Annotated in this window: 3 protein-coding genes and 1 pseudogene; all 4 read left to right on the forward strand. The window is 71.6% G+C overall.

What is annotated here, in order from left to right:
• Positions 1-202 (forward strand): annotated as a pseudogene (locus AC1DOC_RS29435) (sirohydrochlorin chelatase); the annotation flags it as partial.
• Positions 199-888, forward strand: coding sequence for a precorrin-8X methylmutase (locus AC1DOC_RS29440; protein WP_012746171.1), 690 nt, complete (start codon positions 199-201; stop codon positions 886-888). The pseudogene AC1DOC_RS29435 and the gene AC1DOC_RS29440, both read left to right, overlap by 4 nt.
• Positions 885-1982, forward strand: a complete 1098-nt coding sequence (locus AC1DOC_RS29445) for a cobalt-precorrin-5B (C(1))-methyltransferase (protein ID WP_012746170.1) — start codon at positions 885-887, stop codon at positions 1980-1982. The genes AC1DOC_RS29440 and AC1DOC_RS29445 overlap by 4 nt, the downstream gene beginning before the upstream one ends.
• Positions 1983-2002: 20 nt before the next feature.
• Positions 2003-2426 (forward strand): precorrin-6y C5,15-methyltransferase (decarboxylating) subunit CbiE (gene cbiE / locus AC1DOC_RS29450; RefSeq protein WP_478131100.1); only part of this gene is annotated, 424 nt, incomplete at its 3' end.

Raw genomic sequence — 2426 nt, forward strand, 5'->3', positions numbered from 1 at the left:
GCGCGTGGACGACCTGCGGCGCGGCGCGCCGGCCGCGCTCATGCCTTGCGACGGCTGCAAGTTCCGCGACTTTGCGGTGGAGCACGGGCTGGGCGGCCACCACCATGGCGATGCGGCGGCGCACGGCCACGACCACGACCACGATCACGACCACGCGCATGGCCACGTCCATGCGCACGACGCGGTGCCGGCGCTGCGATGAAGCCGACGCACGCCCCGGCGGCCAACGTCGTCACCGAGCAGCTCACCGCGGCGGGCCGCGCCATCGAGCACGACTCCTTCGCGGTGATCGACCGCGAGGTGGCCTCGCATGCCTACACGGCCGACCAGTGGCCCGTGGTGCGCCGCATGATCCATGCGAACGCCGACTTCGACTTCAACGGCCTGACCGACTTCCACCCGGAGGCAGTCGACGCCGCCATTGCCGCCATCCGCTCGCGCGCCAGCCGCGTGCTGGCCGATGTCGAGATGATCTGCGTCGGCCTCTCGGCGCCGCGCCTCGCGCACTTCGGCATGGGCACTCACCAGTTCATCAGCGACCCGGACGTGATCTCGCAGGCGATGGCCGAAGGCACCACGCGCGCGGTGCAGGCCATGCGCAAGGCGCACCGGCTCGGGCTGGTCGACGGCGCGATCGTCGGCATCGGCAATGCACCGACCGCGCTGATCGAGATCGTGCGGCTGATCCGCGAAGAGGGCGCGCGCCCCGCGCTGGTGGTGGGCATGCCGGTGGGCTTCGTGTCGGCGGCCGAATCGAAGGACCTGGCCGCGCTCGAAGACGAGGTGCCCTGGATCGTGATCCGCGGGCGCAAGGGCGGCTCCACGCTGGTGGTGGCCGCGATCCACGCGCTGCTGGGCCTGGCCGAGGCGCGCGAACACGCCGCATGATGGACAAGGGCGCGCCCCGCGGCACCCGCACCGGTTTCACGACCGGTGCGTGTTCGGCCGCGGCGGCGCGCGCGGCGGTGATCGGCCTGGTCACGGGCCAGGTGCCCGACCACGTCGAGTGCCTGCTGCCCAACGGTGATCTCGTGCGCTTCGCGGTACACGATGGCCGCGTCGACAGCGCGAGCGCGCACGCCATGGTCATCAAGGACGCCGGCGACGACCCCGACTGCACCGACAAGGCCCATCTCACGGCCGACGTGCGCCTGCTGCCCGATCTGGCGGGCCAGGTGGTGCTGGCCGGCGGCACCGGCGTGGGCACCGTCACCATGCCGGGCCTCGGGCTCGCCGTGGGCGGGCCGGCCATCAACCCGGTGCCGCGCCGCAACATCGAGGCGAACGTGCGCGCGGTGGGCGCGGCGCTGCTCGACGAGGTCGGCCTCGAAGTCGCGATCTCCGTGCCGCAGGGCGAGGAGATGGCCAAGAAGACGCTCAATGCGCGCCTGGGCATCCTCGGCGGCATTTCGATCCTCGGCACCACCGGCATCGTCAAGCCGTATTCCACCGCCGCCTACCGCGCGAGCGTGGTGCAGGGCGTGCAGGTGGCGGGCACGCTGGGCCATGGCGTGGTCGTGCTCACGACCGGCGGGCGCACCGAGAAATTCGTGATGGCCGAAATGCCGGAGCTGCCCGAGCCGGCCTTCGTGCAGATGGGCGACTTCCTGCGCTACGCGATGGGCGCCGCGGTCAAGGCCGGAATCCGGAAGGTGGTGATCGGCGGCATGGTCGGCAAGCTCACCAAGATCGCGCAGGGCGAGACCATCACCCACGCCGGCCGGGCCGAGGTCGACACCGGCCTGCTGGCCGACCTGGCCGCCGGACTCGGCGCGCCGCCCGATGTGTGCGATGCGATCCGCGGCAACGAGACCGCGCGCTATGCCGGCGAGCGCATGGACGCGCTCGGGCTCGGCACCGCCTTTCACACGGCGCTCGCGCAGCGCGTCATCCAGACGCTGCGCACGCGCTACCCCGACCAGTTCGAACTGAAGGTGCTGGTCTGCGACTTCGAAGGCCGAAAGATCGCGGAGGCCCCGTGAACGACAGCGAGAACAACAACATGACCAACAAATGCCGCATCCTCGGCGTGCTGGACGACGGCGATGCGAGCCTCGGGCGCGGCGCGATGGCCCACCTGCAAAAGGCGCAACTGGTGATCGGCGCCGCGCGCACGCTGGCGCTGTTCGCGCCGCACATCGCGCCCGGCGCGGTGCAGCGCGATCTCACGGGCGCGCTGTCGCAGGTGCCCGAATGGATCCGCGCCGCGCAGGCCGAAGAGCGCCGCGTGGTCGTGCTGGCCACCGGCGATCCGCTGTGCCATGGCATTGCGGCCTTCCTGGCCGCGCGCCTGTGCATCGAGGCGATCGAGGTCATTCCGAACGTATCGACGCTGCAGCTGGCCTGCGCGCGGCTCGGCCTGCCGTGGCAGGAGATGAAGTTTGCCTCCGTGCATGCGAAGGATGCGGGCGACTGGCTCCCCGGCT

This window comes from Variovorax sp. 01T439_2 (assembly GCF_056398445.1).